Source organism: Flavobacterium xizangense (assembly GCF_054075145.1).
The window spans coordinates 1-248 of the sequence record NZ_JBSIPG010000243.1 but is presented as its reverse complement, the minus strand read 5'-3'; the positions used below and the strand labels follow the sequence as shown (position 1 = coordinate 248).

Sequence of the window (248 nt, the reverse complement as noted above, 5' to 3'; positions counted from 1 at the left end):
GACAATAACGGAATATCAAGTCCGGCTGCCAGAATCCTAGTTTTGCTTCTGTGGACTAAAGAATCCCAAAAACCATACTTTTGAGGCACCATAATCAGCAAATCAGCCTCGTAATTCTTAATTTCTTTCTTAATTTCGTTAATTACGGCATTCGATCTTACGGTTTTATATAGATATTTTACGTCTTCAAATTCTTTTTCGATATTCGAATTCATTAAAACTCTGTGCTGTTCTTCTTTCAAATCATC

1 pseudogene is annotated in these 248 nt (G+C 34.3%); it reads right to left on the bottom strand.

Going from position 1 to position 248, the window contains the following annotated elements:
- Positions 1–248: pseudogene (locus ACWA1B_RS23285) on the bottom strand (universal stress protein); the annotation flags it as partial.